The sequence below is a fragment of the Pantoea sp. RCC30.1 genome (assembly GCF_058148845.1).
The window spans coordinates 21939-40323 of the sequence record NZ_JBXUHX010000001.1; the positions used below are offsets into that span (position 1 = coordinate 21939).

General features: G+C 53.2%; 16 protein-coding genes and 1 riboswitch. Of the genes, 10 read left to right on the forward strand and 6 right to left on the reverse strand.

Annotated features, from left to right (window positions below):
* Positions 1 to 188 precede the first annotated feature (188 nt).
* The 6 genes from ascF (at position 189) to AC2LB6_RS00170 (ending at position 6519) form a co-directional block, all read left to right on the forward strand.
* The gene (ascF, locus tag AC2LB6_RS00145) at positions 189 to 1658 is read left to right on the forward strand and encodes a PTS cellobiose/arbutin/salicin transporter subunit IIBC (protein ID WP_490091897.1); all 1470 of its coding nucleotides are present in this window, start codon (positions 189 to 191) and stop codon (positions 1656 to 1658) included.
* A 47-nt stretch (positions 1659 to 1705) separates the two neighbouring features.
* Positions 1706 to 3136, forward strand: a complete 1431-nt coding sequence (locus tag AC2LB6_RS00150) for a 6-phospho-beta-glucosidase (RefSeq protein WP_490091898.1) — start codon at positions 1706 to 1708, stop codon at positions 3134 to 3136.
* 61 nt (positions 3137 to 3197) lie between these two features.
* Positions 3198 to 3300: riboswitch (TPP riboswitch) on the forward strand.
* A gap of 69 nt (positions 3301 to 3369) precedes the next feature.
* Positions 3370 to 4071: a TenA family protein gene (locus tag AC2LB6_RS00155; RefSeq protein WP_490091899.1), complete on the forward strand. Its 702-nt coding sequence runs from the start codon at positions 3370 to 3372 to the stop codon at positions 4069 to 4071.
* Positions 4068 to 4808, forward strand: a complete 741-nt coding sequence (locus tag AC2LB6_RS00160) for an ABC transporter ATP-binding protein (protein WP_490091900.1) — start codon at positions 4068 to 4070, stop codon at positions 4806 to 4808. The genes AC2LB6_RS00155 and AC2LB6_RS00160 overlap by 4 nt, the downstream gene beginning before the upstream one ends.
* Positions 4805 to 5560: an ABC transporter permease gene (locus tag AC2LB6_RS00165; protein WP_490091901.1), complete on the forward strand. Its 756-nt coding sequence runs from the start codon at positions 4805 to 4807 to the stop codon at positions 5558 to 5560. The genes AC2LB6_RS00160 and AC2LB6_RS00165 overlap by 4 nt, the downstream gene beginning before the upstream one ends.
* 23 nt (positions 5561 to 5583) lie before the next feature.
* Positions 5584 to 6519 (forward strand): ABC transporter substrate-binding protein, encoded by a 936-nt coding sequence (locus AC2LB6_RS00170; protein ID WP_490091902.1) that lies wholly within the window; start codon positions 5584 to 5586, stop codon positions 6517 to 6519.
* Between the two features lie 35 nt (positions 6520 to 6554).
* Here AC2LB6_RS00170 and AC2LB6_RS00175 read toward each other — a convergent pair whose 3' ends face one another.
* Positions 6555 to 8327: a sensor domain-containing phosphodiesterase gene (locus AC2LB6_RS00175; protein WP_490091903.1), complete on the reverse strand. Its 1773-nt coding sequence runs from the start codon at positions 8325 to 8327 to the stop codon at positions 6555 to 6557.
* Positions 8328 to 8479: 152 nt separating this feature from the next.
* Positions 8480 to 9706, reverse strand: coding sequence for an FAD-dependent oxidoreductase (locus AC2LB6_RS00180; protein ID WP_490091904.1), 1227 nt, complete (start codon positions 9704 to 9706; stop codon positions 8480 to 8482).
* Between the two features lie 165 nt (positions 9707 to 9871).
* Between AC2LB6_RS00180 and AC2LB6_RS00185 the strand changes: the two genes are divergently transcribed.
* Entirely contained in the window at positions 9872 to 10180 is a 309-nt protein-coding gene (locus AC2LB6_RS00185; protein ID WP_490091905.1) for a YicS family protein, read from the forward strand.
* A 95-nt stretch (positions 10181 to 10275) separates the two neighbouring features.
* Positions 10276 to 11667 carry a H(+)/Cl(-) exchange transporter ClcA gene (gene clcA, locus AC2LB6_RS00190; protein WP_490091906.1) on the forward strand — a complete coding sequence of 464 codons (1392 nt, stop codon included), beginning with the start codon at positions 10276 to 10278 and terminating at the stop codon, positions 11665 to 11667.
* 17 nt (positions 11668 to 11684) lie between these two features.
* Here clcA and AC2LB6_RS00195 read toward each other — a convergent pair whose 3' ends face one another.
* Together AC2LB6_RS00195 and AC2LB6_RS00200 are read right to left on the reverse strand one after the other, a co-directional pair.
* Entirely contained in the window at positions 11685 to 12209 is a 525-nt protein-coding gene (locus AC2LB6_RS00195; RefSeq protein WP_490091907.1) for a phenolic acid decarboxylase, read from the reverse strand.
* Between the two features lie 1901 nt (positions 12210 to 14110).
* Positions 14111 to 14791, reverse strand: a complete 681-nt coding sequence (locus AC2LB6_RS00200) for a type 1 glutamine amidotransferase domain-containing protein (RefSeq protein ID WP_490091908.1) — start codon at positions 14789 to 14791, stop codon at positions 14111 to 14113.
* A gap of 161 nt (positions 14792 to 14952) precedes the next feature.
* Between AC2LB6_RS00200 and AC2LB6_RS00205 the strand changes: the two genes are divergently transcribed.
* On the forward strand, positions 14953 to 15870 hold the full coding sequence (locus tag AC2LB6_RS00205; RefSeq protein ID WP_490091909.1) for a LysR family transcriptional regulator: 918 nt from the start codon (positions 14953 to 14955) through the stop codon (positions 15868 to 15870).
* Positions 15871 to 15979: 109 nt separating this feature from the next.
* Positions 15980 to 16195: a YdgH/BhsA/McbA-like domain containing protein gene (locus AC2LB6_RS00210; protein WP_003848189.1), complete on the forward strand. Its 216-nt coding sequence runs from the start codon at positions 15980 to 15982 to the stop codon at positions 16193 to 16195.
* 63 nt (positions 16196 to 16258) lie between these two features.
* Here AC2LB6_RS00210 and AC2LB6_RS00215 read toward each other — a convergent pair whose 3' ends face one another.
* Entirely contained in the window at positions 16259 to 17461 is a 1203-nt protein-coding gene (locus AC2LB6_RS00215) for an MFS transporter (protein WP_490091910.1), read from the reverse strand.
* A gap of 164 nt (positions 17462 to 17625) precedes the next feature.
* Positions 17626 to 18366 (reverse strand): nitroreductase family protein, encoded by a 741-nt coding sequence (locus AC2LB6_RS00220; protein WP_090965105.1) that lies wholly within the window; start codon positions 18364 to 18366, stop codon positions 17626 to 17628.
* Positions 18367 to 18385: the final 19 nt, after the last annotated feature.

Below are 18385 nucleotides of genomic sequence, written 5' to 3' on the forward strand. Positions count from 1 at the left end.
GCCTGAGTGCGAAGTTAACAGCACCAGCCGGGTGACGTACTTCACAAAACAGAAAACTGTTTAATTTCAGCTCTTGTCGGCGCACTGAAAGCACTTCATGATTTTGTGAAACCGGTTTCCTATTTGCCTGCCTGCAGGCGCTAAAACATAAAAACTTTAACCGATTTACCCTACAGAGAAGAGCGATCATGCCCATGAACTATGCCGAGGTGTCACGCGCCATTGTCGATGCGCTAGGCGGCCTCACCAATATCGAAGCCGTCACTCACTGCATGACCCGTTTGCGGTTTGTGGTGAAAGATGAAACCAAGGTCGACACTCCCCGCCTCAAAGCGATTAAAGGCGTTATGGGCGTGGTGCACAACGAATCTCAGTGCCAGGTGATCATTGGTAATAACGTGTCACAGGCTTATCAGGCGGTGCTGGAAATGGGATCGCCCGGCGGCATTGCATCAACCGCGCCGGTGAAACGCAAAATCACCCTGAAAGGCATCGGCGCAGGTATTCTGGATGCGCTGGTGGGCACCATGTCACCACTGATTCCGGCCATTATTGGCGGGTCAATGGTTAAGCTGCTGGCGATGATCCTCGATATGGCGGGCGTGTTTGAAAAAGGCTCGTCAACGCTGGTGATCCTTAACGTCATTGGCGACGGTGCATTCTTCTTCCTGCCGATCATGGTAGCTGCCTCTGCGGCGCTCAAATTCAAAACCAATATGTCGCTGGCGATCGCCATTGCCGGTGTGCTGGTCCATCCCAATTTTGTTGAACTGATGGCAAAAGCGGCTCAGGGTCAGCCGGTCGAGTTCGGCTTCATCCCGGTGACGGCGGTGAAATATACCTACACGGTAATTCCGGCGCTGGTCATGACCTGGATCCTGTCGCACATTGAGCACGGCGTAGATCGCATAACCCCTGCCGTTACTAAAAACTTCCTGAAACCGATGCTGATCGTGCTGATTGCTGCCCCTATTGCGATTGTGCTGATTGGCCCGATTGGCATCTGGATCGGCAGCGGCATCTCCGCACTGGTTTATACCGTCCATGGCTATCTTGGCTGGCTGTCCGTCGCAATTATGGGCGCTATCTGGCCACTGCTGGTCATGACCGGGATGCATCGGGTGTTTACGCCGACCATCATCCAGACTATTGCCGAAACCGGCAAAGAGGGCATGGTGATGCCGTCTGAAATTGGTGCCAACCTGTCACTGGGTGGATCGTCGCTGGCGGTGGCGTTCCGCACCAAGAACCGTGAACTGCGCCAGACCGCGCTGGCGGCGGCAGCTTCCGCCATTATTGCCGGGATTTCAGAACCGGCGCTTTATGGTGTTGCTGTGCGCCTCAAACGCCCGCTTATCGCCTGTCTGATCAGTGGTTTTATCTGCGGCGCGGTAGCGGGCATTGGCGGGCTGGCCAGCCACTCAATGGCCTCTCCAGGCCTGTTTACCAGCGTACAGTTTTTCGATCCTGCTAATCCCATGAGTATTGTCTGGGTCGGTGCGGTCATGGTGTTGTCGGTGGTGCTGTCATTTGTGCTGACGCTGTTGTTAGGGTTTGAAGACATTCCTGAAACAGAGACTGAAACGAAATCCGAAGCCGGAACCGCCGCGCAACCTGCGCCTGTTACCGAACGCACTAACGCGATTAATAGCCATTAAACAGCCACTAAAGGAAAGGGTCACGCTGACCCGGAAAAGAGGATTGCATGTCTGATTCAAGGTTTCCGCAAGGGTTTTTATGGGGCGGCGCACTGGCCGCCAACCAGAGTGAAGGCGGCTATCGCGAGGGCGGAAAGGGCTTAACCACCGTCGATATGATCCCGCATGGCCCGCACCGTATGCCGGTCAAACTGGGTCTGGAAAAGCGATTTACCCTGCGTGACGATGAGTTCTATCCCAGCCATGAGGCCATCGATTTCTATCACCGCTATCCGGAGGATATCGCGCTGATGGCAGAAATGGGGTTCAGCGTATTTCGCACCTCGATTGCCTGGAGCCGCCTCTATCCCAATGGCGACGAACTGACGCCTAATCCGGAAGGCATCGCCTTTTACCGCGCAGTCTTTGAGGAGTGCCGGAAATATAATATCGAACCGCTGGTGACGCTCTGCCATTTTGATGTGCCGATGCATCTGGTCACGGAATATGGCTCGTGGCGCAATCGCAAAATGGTCGACTTTTTTGCCCGTTATGCCCGCAGCTGCTTCGAGGCGTTTGATGGGCTGGTGAAATACTGGCTGACCTTCAACGAAATCAATATCCTGCTGCACAGCCCGTTTTCCGGTGCTGGCCTGGTGTTCGAGCCCGGAGAGAACAAGGAGCAGGTAAAGTATCAGGCGGCCCATCATGAACTGGTTGCCAGCGCGCTGGTCACGCGAATCGCGCATGAGGTGAATTCGGCTAACCAGGTCGGCTGCATGCTGGCAGGTGGCAACTTCTATCCCTGGTCGAGCAAGCCGGAAGATGTCTGGGCGGCGCTGGAGAAAGATCGCGAAAACCTGTTCTTTATTGATGTGCAGGCGCGCGGCGCTTATCCGGCCTACGCCGCCCGCGTATTCCGTGAAAAAGGGGTGACGCTTGAGATCGCTGAGGGTGATGCAGACATTCTGAAAAATAGCGTCGATTTCGTCTCTTTCAGTTACTACGCCTCACGCTGCGCCTCGGCGGAGATGAATGAGCAGAACAGTAGCGCCGCCAATGTGGTGAAATCCCTGACCAATCCCCATGTGCCGCGCAGTGAGTGGGGCTGGGGCATCGATCCGCTTGGCTTACGTATTACCATGAATATGATGTATGACCGCTACCAGAAGCCGCTGTTCCTGGTAGAGAATGGCCTGGGGGCGCGCGATGAGATCGATGCGAATGGCGAGATTAATGACGATTACCGCATCAGCTATCTGCGTGAACACATCCGCGCCATGGGCGATGCCATTGAAGATGGCGTGCCGGTGATGGGTTACACCAGCTGGGGCTGCATCGATCTGGTTGCTGCCTCAACCGGTGAAATGAGCAAGCGCTACGGTTTCGTCTATGTTGACCGCGACGACCTGGGTAACGGCACGCTGGCGCGCACGCGCAAGAAATCGTTCTGGTGGTATAAGAAAGTGATTGCCAGCAACGGGGCAGATCTTGAGTGACGTTGTCACTTAAGAGCGCACACTCGCGCCGTTGTGCTCCAACAATAAATATCGTATAACAAATGTCTCCGAGGGGTGTCCTGTAATGGGCTGAGATGGCGCAAGCCGAACCCTTTGAACCTGATCTGGGTCATGCCAGCGAAGGGACGGGTCGGCAGAATTTTCTGCGTCATCTCCTGCACTATCCCCTGTTCCAGACCGTATGCCCGGATCTCCCTGTTACTGGAGATCCCATGTCTCATCCGCTTTTCGAAACCGGCTTCTATGGTCGTCTGCGCCAGCAGGCGGGCAGCCAATGGCACGCATATGTCAGGCACGATTTTGTGCAGCAACTCGGTCAGGGCATGCTGCCACCCGCCGCCTTCCGCCACTATCTCACCCAGGATTATCTGTTCCTGCTGCACTTCGCTCGTGCCTGGGGCCTGCTGATCAGCAAACTCTCTGAGCCAGCGGCCTTACGCAGCGCGACCGCATCGCTTAACGCCATCGTCAGCGAGCTACCGCTGCATCTGGCTTACTGCCAGCAATGGGGCATCAGCGAGGCGGCGATGGCGAGCGAACCCGAAGCAATGGAAACGATCAATTACACCCGCTACGTGCTGGACGTAGGTCACACCGGGGATGCGCTGGAGCTGGTGACGGCGCTGATGCCGTGTGTCGCCGGTTACGCTGAAATTGGTCTGACGCTGCTGGACGATACTGCGACCCGCTTTGAGGGGAATCCTTACGCGGCATGGATTGAGAATTACGGTGATGAATCCTACCTTAGCGGCGTCGGTTCTTCATTGTTGCTGTTTGAAACCCTGGCTCAGCAGCGCGCGGGTGAACAACGTTTTGATAGGCTGGCGGAGATTTTCACCACCGCGACCCGGCTGGAAGCTGCGTTCTGGCAAATGGGCCTCAATCATGCTGCCGATTTTCAGGTCAGCCCATGAATCAGCCGGATGATGCCGTGCCGCCGGGGATTACAGTTCGCCAGCTCTGCCTGACATTGGGTCAGCAGACACTTTTCAGCCAGCTTGATCTGGAGATTGCAGGGGGTGCATTTACCGCTTTACTGGGTGCCAGCGGCGTGGGTAAAAGCAGCCTGATGCGGGTCATTGCCGGTCTGACGCCCCCGACATCCGGGCAGATTAGCGGCAGCGACGGTCTGCCGCTGAACGGCCGTATCGCCTGGATGGGGCAACAGGATTTGCTCTATCCCTGGCTCACGGTGGAACAGAATGTCTGCCTCGCCAGTCGCCTGAACGGTGAGAAAGCCGATCGCGACTGGGCGCAGCATTTGCTGGAACGGGTGGGCCTGAGCCACTGTGCCAGTGCGAGGCCAGCGACGCTCTCCGGCGGGATGCGTCAGCGCGCCGCGCTGGCCCGTACCCTCTACACCCGTCAGCCGGTTGTATTAATGGATGAACCGTTCTCCGCACTGGATGCACTAACACGCACTCAGATACAGACGCTGGCCGCAGAAGTGCTGGTCGGGCATACCGTGCTGCTGATTACCCATGATGCTGCTGAAGCCTGCCGGCTCAGTCATCACCTGCTGGTGATCGGGTCAGCGGGGATAGAAGCCTGCCCGCCCCTCCTGGGTCAGCCACCACGTGCAGCAGACGATATACAGGTATTGCAGAGTCAGGCCGCGTTGCTAAAGCGGCTGAGCAGGATAGCCCGATGAAAAACCATTTCGCCGCTCTTCGCCGGGGCGTGACGCTGTTAACCGGACTGATTGCGCTGTGGTGGCTCGCCACGCTGACCGCCATTCCGGCGTTTCTGCTACCCTCGCCCGCTGCGGTCGCCGCCGCGCTGTGGCAGAGCGCTGACTATCTCAGCCATCACATGCTGATTACCCTGACCGAGATCCTCAGCGGCATGGCGCTCGGCGTGCTGCTGGGTGGCGCGCTGGCGCTGGGCATGACCTTTTCGCCATGGTTACAGCGCTGGATGATGCCGCTGGTGATCACCAGCCAGGCGATTCCGGTTTTTGCCCTGGCCCCTTTGCTGGTGCTCTGGTTTGGCTTCGGTATGAGCGCCAAAGTCGCGATGGCCGTGCTGGTGATCTTCTTCCCGGTAACCTCCAGCTTTTTTGATGGCCTGCGAGGCGTCACCCCCGGCTATCTCGATCTGGCTCGTACTATGGGTGCTTCACGTGCCTCTCAGTTGCGCCATGTCCGGCTGTTAGCCGCGCTGCCTGCGCTGGGTTCGGGCTTAAGGATGGCGGCGGCCGTCGCGCCGATCGGGGCAATCATCGGTGAATGGGTCGGTTCTGCCGAAGGGTTGGGCTTTGTGATGCTGAATGCTAACGCCCGGATGCAGAGCGACCTCTGTTTCGCCGCGCTTTTCATTCTGGTGCTGATGACGCTGGCCCTGTGGCTGACTATCGATCTCCTGCTGCGCCGCCTGATCACCTGGGCACCCGAGACAATTTAATGACCTCAAAAATGAGAAACCCTATGACTAAACTGCCCCTGTTTACCCTGCTGTTCAGCGCGTCCTTAGTGGCCCAGGCTCAGGCGATGGAAAAACTGACGCTGGTGCTCGACTGGTATATCAATCCCGACCACGCGCCAATTATGGTGGCTCAGCAGACCGGCGCGTTTGCGGCAGAAGGGCTGGAAGTTAACATCGTACCCCCTTCCGATCCGGCGTTACCGCCGCGTCTGGTGGCAGCAAAACAGGCGGACTTAGCGATTACCTATCAGCCGCAGCTGCATTTTTTTGCCGATCAGGGCCTGCCGCTGATGCGGGTGGGTACGCTGATTAACACGCCACTGAACACGCTGATGACGTTAGACAAAACGGTAAAAAAACCGGCGGATTTGAAAGGGAAACGCATCGGCTATTCGGTCAGCGGCATTGAACAGGCGACGCTGGCAACCATGCTAGCCCATGACGGTGTTAAAGCCGATCAGGTGAAGCTGGTTAACGTCAATTTTCAGCTCACCAGCGCATTGATGACAGGCCAGGTAGATGCAGTGATCGGTGGCTATCGCAATATCGAAGCCCTGGAGATGAAACTTGCGGGCAAAATACCAGTGGTGCTTAACGTCGAGGATTATGGTGTTCCGGCCTATGACGAGCTGATTATCGTCGCTAATCGTGATGAGGCACACTCGGAGAAAATCCAGAAGTTTCTGCGGGCACTGAAGAAGGGAAATGCAGAATTGCAGGCGCATCCCGAGGAGAACTGGCTGGCCTTTGCCCGCGCCCATCCGGAACTGAACACGCCGTTAAACCATCATGCATGGCGTGCCACCCTGCCGCTGTTCGCAGCCGATCCGGCGAAACTGGATCGCGCACGCTATCAGGCTTATGAGCAATTTCTGTTTGATAACAAGCTGATTAAAAGCATCACCCCGGTTGAGCGCTACGCCATCGGCAGTGAGTGATAACAGAGCCCGCAGCGAGTGCTGCGGGCAGGTTATTAGCGTGATTTCTGATAAAGCCAGTGTTCAATGTCGCTGGCGGGCAGCGGTTTTGAGAAGAAATAACCCTGAATCTGATCGCAACCGTAGGTTTTCAACAACCCCAGCGTTGATTCCGTCTCGACGCCTTCGGCCAGCACGGTGTAATTCAGCTCTTTCAGCATCTGAATAATACATCTGACGATGATTCTGGATGCGTCATCCTCACCCATACGCGAGATCAGCGACCGATCAATCTTAATCACGTCCAGCGGGATATCCTGCAGATAGCTGATGTTGCTGTAGCCGGTGCCGAAATCATCCAGTGAGATCACAAAGCCGTGGGATTTCAGCGCTTCCAGCCCTTTGATCGCCACATTACTTTTTGTGATCAGTTCGTTCTCCAGACACTCAATGCCCAGAATAGCGTTGGGCAACTGAGCCGCAGCCAGTTTTGCCACCAGCTGTTCGGCAAAATCTGCTTTTGCGAAGTCGCGCTGGCTGACGTTGATTGAGACCGGAATCAGATCGTATTCGCGATTCCAGCTTGCCAGCTGCTCAACGGTATGATCGATAACCCAGTTGGTCAGATCGGAGATCAGGTTAGTTTTACCCGCTAACGGGATAAATTCTGATGGGAAGAGCTCGCCCCGCTCAGGATGATTCCAGCGGATTAGCGCCTCCAGCCCGACCGTTTTACCGGTTTTAAGACAAACTTTAGGCTGCCAGGCCAGGTAAAGCTCTTCGTCTTTCTTCAGCGCCTGAGCCAGATCGTTCATGATCATAAAGTCATCGGTGCGACGCGAGTCGTAACTCTCGTCAAACGACATCGCACTGATGTTCTCATCAATCGCCTCATGCAGCGCGCTTACAGCCTGACGCACCGTTTCATTGGCATCCATCTGCCCCGGAACAAACTCTGTTTCACCGGTAAAGACATCCAGGTCGAGCGTGATATTTTCCGCCAGATCGGCCTTCATGCCCTTAAACAGGTCGGGCAAATTATGCGCGGTAAAGCGATCTGAATAAGGCTGTACGATGGCAAAACGGCCTGGAGCAAAAGAATAAAGTGTTTCGTTGGCTGGCAGAGTAAGCCGGTGAGCTACATCCTGCGCCATCTGCTTCAGCAATTTCTCCATCGGCGCAATACCCACCGCGCGGGAAAGCTCATAGGCGCGAATGATGTCGAGGCAGTCGATAAGAATCAGGCGAAATCGGCTATGCGGCGCGGTAAGGGTCAGCTGGTGGATATCACGAATCAGCTTTGGACGATTCGGCAGGTGCGTAATGACATCAGCAAAACCTGCGTTGTTCCAGGCATCCAGAAAAGAGGTTACCAGCGTCGCCAGTGAGCGCAACGTGGCAAGTTTCTCATCCGTAAAAGGATGTGGCTGCGTGTCGGTCACGCAGAGCGTGCCCAGCGTGGCGCCGTCGATATTCTGCAGCGAAACACCGGCATAGAAACGAATATGCGGATCACCTTTCACGAACGGGTGGGTGACAAAGCGCTCATCCAGTAAGGTGTCAACCACCACCAGATGCCCTTCTCCATCAACGACGTGGCGGCAGAGAGACTCATCACGGGTCGATTGCTTAAGATCGAAATTCCGTGACGCTTTAATGTATTGATTATGATCGTCAATAATCGAAATGAAGCTGCCTGAAATACCCAGCACCTGACTGGCAAGATTCACGAATCGCTCCAGCACTTTATCCCGGGCTTCATCCGGTGACAAAAGTACCTTGATCGCGCTCAGAAGTTTTACTTCGCTGCCATTTTGCTCGTTATGCACTGAAACCTCTCCTATGCAGGCGCAAAAATCGAAAATAATTTAGCTCAATAATGCTCAATTAGCGCCCAATTATCAGATGAATAGCGGCTCAACCTGACAGTACTTTCACAGCGAAACAGTGTCGCACGATATAGGATCGCTGTCGAAATCATTTAACGCTCTTCTTTCACGCGTGCAACCTTCGGCGATTCCGTCCTGAAGCCAAGACCAATCAGGCGTCCCAGCACAAATCGCAGGAACGGCAGGCGTTGAATAATCGCGGGAACCTTGCTGCTTCCTGTGGGTTTTCTTTTCGCTTTTTTGCGGCTCATTTTGATCTGCAAAAACTGCGTGGCGACCGTGGGGAACTGACGACGTTTCTGCACTTTTTCCAGATCACGCAGCTGCAGTTCACCCCGCTTCAGGGGATCGGTCAACAGATTCGCCGCCGCTACCGCATCCTGAATCGCCAGATTCACGCCAACCCCGCCAATCGGCGACATGGCATGAGCAGCATCACCAATGCAGAGCACGCCGGGTTTCGCCCACTTATCCAGCCGGTCAATTTTAATCGACAGCAGCTTAAACGCCTCCCAGTTCTCGATTTCTGCCATGCGCGTGGCCTCAAAGGGCGAGAGTGCCGCCACTTCAGCTTTAAACGCGTCGAGCCCGGCGGCCTGTTTCGCCTCAAACTCCCCTTTTGGAATGGTCAGCCCGCACTGCCAGTACTCGCCGCGATCGATAACGATAAAGTTCTGCCGGGGCCCTTTGTGTCCCATGCCCAGCTCAGGGTCGTGCGGCTGCTTACTTAAGCGGAACCAGATGACATCTCGCGCTGCGCCAAATTCCTGGCCGGTCAGACCGGCCGCTTCGCGCACGCGTGAATGACGACCATCTGCGCCGACTACCAGTTTGCAGCGGATGTGCAACTGCTGATTTCCGCGTGAGGCTGTCACGCCACTGACCGTGCCATTTTCATCAGTCAGAGACTCAAACGACGTCGATTGCAACAGAGTGAAACCCGGATAGCGGGCACTCTGTTCAGCCATGTAGTTCAGGAAATCCCACTGGGGCATAAAGGCGATAAAGCGACACTTAACCGGCAGGCGCGAGAAATCGGCCATCGTAATACTCTGCCCGGCGATTTCCGCCTCCAGCTTTTCGGCACGCTGATGCGGCAGCGTCAGGAAGGTTTCCAGCAATCCGAGCTGATACATAATTTCCAGCGTCGAAGGGTGGATGGTGTCTCCGCGAAAGTCGTGGAGAAAATCGGCGTGCTTTTCGATTACGACTACGCGCAGGCCCGCGCGGACAAACAGATAGCCCAGCATCAATCCGGCCGGGCCGCCGCCGACAATACAGCAGTCGGCGGTAAGAATTTCAGTGGAATGTGGCTGCATGTCAGCTCCCTTTCGCGCCAGTATTGCTATGATTATTGCGTCAACCGTGGCGATGTTGCCGCAGTCGCTCGATGGTGCTGTGCTCAGGCTAATCACTCAGTGCGATTAATTCCAACTGAAAACTGCCGAAGACCCAATCCTCTCTTCCGCAGTCAGGAGATCATCATGAACGTGATCCGCAACACGCTGCTTATTCTGCCGCTGCTAAGTCCACTTTTTGTGGCAGCCGCGCCCTATGACACGCTGAAGTTTGCGCTGCGCCAACAGCAGATTACCAATGATTTGCGCCAGAAGTGCCAGGTACCGCCTTCCACCTCTGATGAACAATTGCGGCAGACGTTTCTCAACGATAAGCAGAACCTGAAACAGAACCAGACAACACTGAACGCAGCGGTTCAGGCGATGAAAAACCAGGATAATCCAGCCTACCGCGAACGCATGGCTCAAGTGGTTTGTCCACCACAAACCGATTAACAATTTTCCTCTGAAGTAATTGATCCTGACGTTTGTATTCACCTTATCACTCAGTAAACTGGCACGCTGGTCTGGATGAACAAGAATGTCCCTCAATGAATGAAGAATCACCGCAGCCGGTTTATGTTCCGCGCTCCATCGCGGCGCGCAGCCGAATGTTTCGTGCCCTGCTCTATCGGGATAAAACGCCGCTGGCGATGCTGTTCTGTGCCGCACTGGTCGGTACGCTGGTCGGTCTGGCGGGCGTGGCGTTTGCCCGGTCCGTTGAAGGTATACAGCATTGGCGCGCCGACACGCTCACCCCCACGCACATTCAGGGCTGGATGCTCTACGCCGCGGCCTTTGTCATCTCGGCTCTGCTGGCGATGGTCGGCTATTTTCTGGTCAGACGTTTTGCTCCAGAAGCGGGCGGTTCGGGCATCCCTGAAATTGAAGGGGCGCTGGAAGAGCTGAGACCGGTTCGCTGGTGGCGTGTGATTCCGGTGAAATTCTTTGGCGGTCTGGGCACGCTGGGTGCCGGAATGGTGCTGGGCCGGGAAGGCCCGACGGTGCAGTTGGGCGGGAACATTGGCCGCATGGTCATTGATATTCTGGGTATGCGCAGCAACGAAGCACGCCATACGCTGCTGGCAACCGGTGCGGCGGCCGGTCTGGCAGCAGCGTTTAATGCACCGCTGGCAGGCATCCTGTTTATCATCGAAGAGATGCGTCCGCAGTTCCGCTATAACCTGATTTCGATTAAAGCCGTGTTTACTGGCGTGATTATGGCGAGCATCGTGTTTCGCTGTTTCAACGGCGAACAGGCGGTGATCTCCGTCGGCAAGCTGGCTGATGCGCCGGTGCAGACGCTGTGGCTCTATCTGGTGCTCGGCATGATCATTGGCATGGTCGGCGTGCTGTTTAACCGCCTGATATTTATGACTCAGGACCTGTTTGCCCGCCTCTATGCTGGTAAAACAGCGCGCGTGGTGCTGGCGGGTGCTTTGCTGGGCGGCGGCTGCGGTATTCTCGCTCTGCTGTTCGCACCTGGCGCAGGCGGAGGTTCAGCACTGATTCCACAGGCAGTTCATGGCGTCTTCCCGTTTTCCCTGCTGCTGGTTATCTTCCTGGTCAGGCTGGTCACGACGCTGCTCTGTTTTGGCTCCGGGGCGCCGGGCGGCGTTTTTGCGCCGATGCTGGCACTGGGCACGCTGCTCGGAACAGCTTATGGGGTAGCAATGACGGACCTGTTCCCGTTATATCATCTGGAGGCAGGAACCTTTGCGATTGCGGGGATGGGCGCACTATTTGCGGCGTCGGTAAGGGCACCGCTGACCGGGATCGTGCTGGTGCTGGAGATGACCGATAATTATCAGCTGATACTGCCGATGATCATTACCTGTCTGGGCGCGACGCTGCTGGCGCAGTTTCTGGGGGGAAAACCACTTTACTCATCTATTCTGGCCCGCACGCTGGCCCGTCAGGCTGAAGCTACCCGCTCACAGTGAGCAGGTAGCCAGGTCAGTTACTTACCCTCAAAATAATCAGCAGGCATCTGTCCAGGTGCCTGATTGATAACTTCATCGTTATCAGGTCCTTCGTTCTTCATGTAAGTCACTTTCGCAAACTCAGGAATAATCACGTACGGATAGGCCGGGCCTTCATCACGGAAGCGATGCATATCTTCAATGAAGTCATTCTGATAGCAGATAGTTTTTTCCGGATGCTGACCTTCTCCGGCAATCCACTGCGGGAAGAAAATCGTGCCGTGTACCAGGGTGCGATTCAGATCAAACAGCAGGCTCACGCAGGTTCCGGTTGGCTCGTGCCAGTCAACTTTGTAGATACCCGGTGCGAACTGAATCGCGTGCATTTTCTGGTTGGTCACCCAGCGACCACCCACCAGCCCCTGATGAATACGATAGTCGCAGGTAGTTTCATTGCGAGCATACCACTCATATTTCCAGCCATTATCATAGGTATAGACAAAATGCGTGCCGACGAATTGAGACAAATCGCTGGAGATATCATTTGGAGATTCTGTAGACATCGTTAACCTCTGGTTAAATAGCGCGTGTGAAATGCGCGGTTGAATATTGTGAATCAAGCTAGAGTGCAATTATTTGGTGAATATTGATTATGGCTCAGATTCTTTTTTTTGCCATCAACGGCCAGGAAGAGTTCTCTGCTTTCAAAATAACTTAAAAATTTGTTAACCGCTCTCTACAGCCAGCTTTAATAATAAACCCATGAGGTACGCTATTTTTTCAAAAACACAAAATCAGTCTGACACATGTCTTTTATCCAGCAGCAAGTGTCAGATTACTAAAATCCACTAACCCTATGATTTATATATAAAAATAATAGTATCAATAGGATAAGATTCCTGCCTTATCGCTGCCTGTTCTTCTTATGGCTGGTCAACCTTTACCGATTGGCGAACAAAACAGGAAGTGAATCATAATGACTCGCTATTTTATATAAATTGACTTAAATCAAGATATTAAGTTGAACATCAATCGCCTTCTTGCACAGCAATCGTCAAATGAGGATGAAATAATTTTTCGGTAATTTAGCGAGCCTTCCCTGACTTTAACTGAGGACAACGATAGTTCGTTAAACCCAATGGGCATGAAAATATTTTCTATCCGGTTTAGCTGAAGCGTATCCTCATCTGTCACATTGAAATAGTGAACGTCGAAAACAAACATCAGCGCCTGATGGTTAATGATCATATAATAATCCAGATAATTAATTATTGATTCAGGCATAAAAGCCTGTCGTGGAATGAACTTATTATAAGTTTAGCTTATAGGGGCATCTGACAACTTTTCTTACAAGCCAGTAAAATAATCCGCCACAACTGTCTGGACCTGAACATCGATTGCAGGGGTTTACAACATACAGCTATCGACGAATCAATAACTCATTATTCATGATTTTTAAAAATGCTCAGAATAGAAGCTTTATTGAGTTCTTTTCTTAAATCAGCCTGTTATTTGAAAAACATATAATTTTTGGCATGCACCTGTCTTTTTAGTATAACAATGCAACAAGTCGCGTTAACAAAGACTTTTTAAATGGCTAAGTGAGCATCAATTTGTGATGAGGTGTTCAGGCAGGCAGATATCATAAATGATAAAAGCCCCGACTGTGATAGTCAGGGCTTTTAAGGTACTACAGATTTAACGTTTACCATTAACTAACTTAATTGATAGGTACTGCTTCGGTACTGCTATTTATGGACAGATCCTGCGGATAATAATGATCACGATACTCCAATGTCATTATCATTATCGGTTTCAACCACCTGATAGTCTTTCAGGAGACAAAGACAGGTCAGGCCCGTATAAATCTGCACACCCCCATCGCGATATATACTTTTGATGCGTTGCCTTACTTTCATTACGACGTTTAAACCGCAATCGTATCCTGTCGTAACGTAACGTTCAGAACTACGAGGCCTTACATCATCGCGACGCGATACTACAACTTCAACTTCATACTACTAACTTCCAACTACAAACTTCTTAAAGACTTACTTCGACTCCATTTAACAGGGTTATGATTAACTAACGAACAGTTTCAAAAAACAATGTTTAACAGAACCGCCGACAACATAACTCAAAAATTCGTCGGCACCTTTACTCGTAACACCTTTGGTTTTCAGTCTATCAGGGCAACTGCACGCCGCTGATGAGTCCTACTCTACGGATATAAAAAACAATGTCAACACTGGTTTTAAAAACATGTTTATATTTTCAGTGGAACTGAATGAAGAATAATTCAGCCCTGAAAACCCACGGCAAACTTCTTATCAATGTTAAGAAAAATAGAGACCTACTCTATAAAAAAATAATTTACCCTGTCACTAGCAAACCTCTTATTCAACACCCGCAATAAAAAAGGCGCCCGCAGACGCCTTCTAAAATCAGCATGCTGTAAAGATGTTTATTTCGCCAGGCTTGCCAGTAAAACTTTCGCGGTCTCGGCTGATGAACCTGGGTTCTGACCGGTAATCAGCAAGCCATCCTGAACCGTGTAGGATTGCCAGTCATCACCGCGTGAGTAGAGGCCGCCATTCTGTTTCAGCACATCTTCTACCAGGAACGGCACTACGTCGGTAAGGCCAACGCCCTCTTCTTCGCTGTTGGTAAAGCCAGTGACTTTCTTACCTTTCACAAGAGGCGTGCCATCAGCATTTTTCACATCACGCAGGACACCCGGAGCATGACAGACCAGCGCAACCGGTTTGCCTGCCTGTAGTGTTTGCTCAATCAGCGAGATGGAATGTTTGTCGTTTGCCAGATCCCATAATGGACCATGACCGCCGGGATAGAACACGGCATCAAACGCTTCCTGATCTACTGAATCAAGCCTGATGGTTGAAGCCAGCACGGCCTGAGCAGCAGAGTCGGCATGGAAGCGGCGGGTCTCATCAGTCTGAGAATCGGGTTCATCACTTTTTGGATCGAGTGGAGGCTGTCCGCCCTTTGGTGAAGCCAGGGTAATCTCTGCGCCCGCATCAAGAAATGCATAGTAAGGTGCAGCAAGTTCTTCCAGCCAGAAACCGGTCTTCTTGCCAGTGGTGCCCAACTCATCATGCGAGGTCAAAACCATTAAAATTTTCATTTCCGCTCCATATAACAGTTAGTCGGTTTCAGGTGTAAGGATAGTCAGAACCAGCAGGTTTACCGCCGTCTTCTGCGTTGACCCGTTAATCATGGCGGGGTTAAGAATATTTATGAAATTTATTTCTTCAATTTCAGTTATTCACGTAGCATTATAGCTCCATGAAATACGATCTGAATTTACTGCCAGTTTTGCTGGTCATGATGGAAGAGCGCAACGTTACCCGCGCAGCGGAACGGCTTGGCATAACCCAGCCGGCGCTTTCTAATGCATTAAACCGGCTGCGTGAAACGCTCAACGATCCACTGTTTATCCGTGAGCGTTACGGGATGCGCCCGACACCGAAAGCGGAACAGCTGGCTCAGGTGGTCAGTGCTGCGCTGTCATCCATCGATAAAATGATCCTTGGTCAGCAGGACTTTGACCCGCTGCACGCCACCCGCCTCTTTACCCTCGCACCTAACAGTTATGTTGAATTCATCATGATGCCAGCCATCGTGGCTCGCCTGCGGACCTGTGCGCCTGGCATCAGACTTCGCCTCACCCCTTTTGGCAATGACGTCACAGAAACCGGTGTGATTTCAGGCAACACCGATATGGTGCTGGGACGTATCGTTGATCCTCCCGATAATCTGGTCGTGCAGCATCTGATGAATGAAGGTCTGGCCTGCGTATTACGCGCGGATCATCCGCTGGCAGGCGATAACCTCAGCGCAGAACAGTATGAGCAGTTAAAACACGTCAACGTCCTGCCGCCTGGCCGTATGCGCGCTGGTCTGTATCAGGCGCTTGAGCAGCGCGGCCTGCGTCGCCAGGTTGCCGTATCCGTCACCCACTTTCTGGCTGTGCCTGAAATGATTGCGGTCACGGACTATTGCGCGACCCTGCCGCGTCTGATTTGTCAGCATCTTTCACGAGATGAGCGACTCAGAATTGTTCCCGCGCCGGTTGACCTGGGTACCTTCCCGGTTGAGATGGGCTGGCATGCACGCTATCGCGACGATCCTGCCCATCGCTGGTTGAGGAATTTAATGACTGAAACAGCACGCGCCCTGGCTGACCCTCAGATCAACAGTTAGCAAGATCACCATTACCGCACTAATAGTTAATATTGATATGGTAACCTGAGTTACTATTATTCCCATCGGAGGCAAACAACCTCCTCATTCATAACTCAGGAATATGACCATGAAAAACGTAAAAGCACTCTCAATTGCCGCAATCGCTGCTCTTTCAATGATCTCATTTGGCAGCTTTGCAGAGACCGTTTCTGTCACCTCTTCCACCCTGGATGGCGCAGAATCAAAAATCGCTGCTCAGGCTCAGGAACAGGGCGCGCAGTACAAAATTACGGAAGCGAACACCAACAACCGTGTTCACATGACCGCAGAACTGTATAAATAACGGATGGTCGCAAAAGGAATTGCCAGAAGAGGCTGCCCATTGGGCAGCCTTTTTTGTGTCCGGTCAGGCAAGACGAGTGGCAGGGGAACTGCCGGTGCGCCACCATAAAATCAGCGCCGCCAGGGCTATCGCGCCGAGAACAGCAAACGCGGTACTGTAGGAATAACGTGCGGCAATCATGCCGGTCATGGCGGGACTTAGCGCGGCCCCTACGCCCTGCATCAGCATAATCACACTCTGCCCGGCGTTAACATGGCCGGTGCCCCGCATCAGCGAAACGATGTAGCCTGGCACCACCACACCCAGAATCCCGGCCGCAATGCCATCCAGCACCTGCACCGGAATAACAAAAATCGGCTCGGCAAAACCTGCCGCGATGACAGCACGCAGCGGTAAAATCATCAGGGCGACCATGATAAACAGGCGATAGCCGTGCGTTTCAACCCGCTTAGAGACCCACAGCGCGACCGGGATCATCACCAGCTGGGAAATCACCACCGTTGCCGCAGCATACAGACCGGGACTGACCGCCGCCTGCCCGCCTGCAGAGGCGACGCGCATGCTCAGCATCGGCAATAGCGCGGCATTGGCGAGATGAAACAGCAGCAGCGTCACACCCACAATCACCAGCGCTGGCCTACGCATCAGCATCGATAAGTTCAGCGCCGGCTGACGCTCTTCATTCTGTTCATACCCGCGCGCCACGTCGTTATCAATCTCATCACCGCGAATCGCCAGCGTCGCGAAGGCCGCGAATATCGCCATGACTGTCATGAGAATGAAAACGGCACCCATCCCCCAGTACCAGGCTGAAAAACCGGCCAGCAAGGCAGCAATCGTATTGCCGCCATGATTAAAGGCTTCATTGCGTCCCATCTGATGGTTAAAGCCCCGCTGGCCCGTTAGCCCCAGCGTGATCCCGGCCACGGTCGGGCCGATAAACGCCGCAGCAACCCCCGCGACAATTTGCGAGACCATCGCCGTCCAGGTCTGATTGCTGTACCACAGCAGCAGCGTGGCAACGGTAATGACCAGACAACCCAGCAGCACAATCATTTTTTTATGGCGGGTCGCATCGGCGGCGATCCCGGCAGGCAACGTAGCAATTAATCCGGCGATTCCGCCACAGGTCATCACCAGACCAATTTCATCGGGACGCCAGTGTCGCTCGGTCAGAAAGATGCCCAGAAAAGGCCCCAGACCGTCGCGGACATCGGCCAGAAAAAAGCTCATTAAACAGAGCGCAAAGAGTGAACGCTGAGACATGTAATTTCCCTGGAAGTATGTGTTAAAGGCAGTTGCGCTTCGGTTAACAGGGAAATTATGTGTTACAACCTGGAAAGTCACATTTCGTTATAGTAACAAAATGAAAAAGGCCATCCGACGCGATGAACGGATGGCCTTTGCTTTTCACTCATTAAGAGTGCGGATTATTTATCCGTGCCGAAACCCTGCTTCAGCAGTGCTGGCAGTACAGCCGGGAAATAGATGTTTTTGTAGTAACCGCTGACGCTCTCGCTCCAGCTCTCACCGTCGTTACGACCGATGTTTTTCCAGTGCTGAACCATTTCTTCGTTGTAAGCCGCAATCTGCTGCTCCAGCCCCTGGGTCTGATAAGTCTCATCATGACGGAACGTTGCCAGAGGCAGACGCGGTTTCTGATGAGCCGGCTCGTCAACGTGACCAATCACCACGCCCGCAATCGGGAAGGTCATTGGCGGTAGTTCCAGCAGTGAAATCATGGCCTGCGGATCACGACGAATACCGCCAATCGGCACAATTCCCAGCCCTTCCGCACGTGCAGCGGCCATCACCGAACCCAGCGCAATACCGATATCGGTAGAACCTGACACGATGCTCTCAATGCTCTGATGGGCAATCTGCTGCTGATCGACAGCGGCCATTCCCACCGCTGATTTATGCATATCCAGCACAAAGGTGATAAACACCGGTGCTTTGGCGATCCACGGCTGACCGCCAGCGATGGCGGCGATCTCTGCGCGACGTCCGGCATCACGCGTAATCACGACAGAAACCTGCTGCGAGTTGACTGATGTTGGTGCGCGATAAGCGGTACTGATAATACGATCCAGCACAGCTTCATCGACAGGTTGCTCAGTGAAACTGCGTTCACTTTTATGACTGGTAAAAATATTAATCAGTTCGCTCATGGTTCCTCCCATATAAAGC